We start from the raw sequence: 1,676 nt of genomic DNA, 5'->3' as shown, positions 1-1,676 counted from the left end.
ACGTCGACCGGACCAGCGGGGTAGTCGGCCGGGACTGGCAGGGTCGCTTCGAACGATCCGTCATCACCGGCGATGACCTCGACCAAGATCGGATCATCGCCCTCAACAGCACCAGGGATCGACACCGCGACCGTTTCACCGTTGGCGAAGCCCTCACCCGTCACCACCGTGCTCCCCCCGGCGACAACAGTCGCCGGATCCAGGGTGATCGACGGATCATAAACAACCGCGGGAGCCTCGACCGTGAGCTCTTCCACCACAGGGGTGTCGGAGATGTCGCCCAGGACAGTCACGTCGACCGGACCAGCGGGGTAGCCGGCCGGGATCGGCAGGGTCACTTCGAAGGTTCCGTCGTCGCCGGCGATGACCTCGACCGTGATCGGATCGTCGCCCTCAACAGCGCCGGGGATCGAGACCGTGACCGTTTCACCGTTGGCGAAGCCCTCACCCGAGACCACCGTGCTGCCACCCGCGACGACAGTCGCCGGATCCAGGACGATCGACGGATCATAAGTGACCGCGGGAGCCTCGATGACCAGTTCTTCCACCACGGGGGTGTCGGAGATGTCGCCCACAACAGTCACGTCGACCGCACCGGTCGGGTAACCGGCAGGGACGGGCAGGGTCGCCTCGAAGGTCCCGTCATCACCGGCGATGACCTCGACCGTGATCGGATCATCGCCCTCAACAGCACCAGGGATAGACACCGTGACCGTCTCACCGTTGGCGAAGCCCTCACCCGCCACCACCGTGGAACCACCGGCGACGATAGTCGCCGGATCCAGGGTGATCGACGGATCATAGACAACCGCGGGAGCCTCGATGACCAGTTCCTCCACCACAGGGATATCGGAGATATCGCCCACAACAGTCACATCGACCGCACCGGTCGGGTAGCCGGCCGGGATCGGCAGCGCAACCTCGAACGATCCGTCGTCGCCCGCGAGGACCTCGACCGTGATCGGATCATCGCCCTCAACAGCACCAGGGATCGAGACCGTGACGGTCTCACCGTTGGCAAAGCCCTCACCCGAGACCACCGTGCTGCCACCCGCGACGACAGTCGCCGGATCCAGAGTGACCGACGGATCATAAACAACTGCAGGTGCCTCAACGGCGAGTTCAGCGGTCGCCACCATGTCCGACACCGGACCCGAAGCCGAAACCTCCACCGCACCCACCGGGTAACCGGCGGGGACGGGCAGGGTCGCCTCGAAGGTCCCGTCATCACCGGCGAGGACCTCTACAGTGATCGGGTTCCCGCCGTTGATACCGGGGATAGACACCGTGACCGTCTCACCGTTGGCGAAGCCCTCACCCGTGACGACCGTGGAACCGCCGGTGACGACGGTCGCCGGATCCAGGGTGATCGACGGATCATAGACAACCGCGGGAGCCTGAACGACGAGTTCCTCCACCACAGGTGTGTCGGAGACATCGCCGACAACAGTCACGTCGACCGCACCGGTCGGGTAACCAGCCGGGATCGGCAGAGCAACCGCGAACGATCCGTCATCACCGGCGATGACCTCGACCGTGATCGGATCACCGCCCTCAACAGCGCCAGGGATCGAGACCGTGACGGTCTCACCGTTGGCGAAGCCCTCACCCGCGACCACCGTGCTGCCCCCAGCAACGACAGTCGCCGGATCCAGGGTGATCGACGGATCATAAAC

1 pseudogene is annotated in these 1,676 nt (G+C 65.0%); it reads right to left on the bottom strand.

From position 1 onward, the window contains the following. Positions 1–1,676 (bottom strand): annotated as a pseudogene (locus FNH21_RS16705) (hypothetical protein); the annotation flags it as partial.

Source organism: Arthrobacter bussei (genome assembly GCF_009377195.2).
Classification (GTDB): Bacteria; Actinomycetota; Actinomycetes; order Actinomycetales; family Micrococcaceae; genus Arthrobacter_D; species Arthrobacter_D bussei.
Note: the sequence above shows the minus strand (reverse complement) of the source record. Positions and strands in the feature narration are given on the sequence as shown.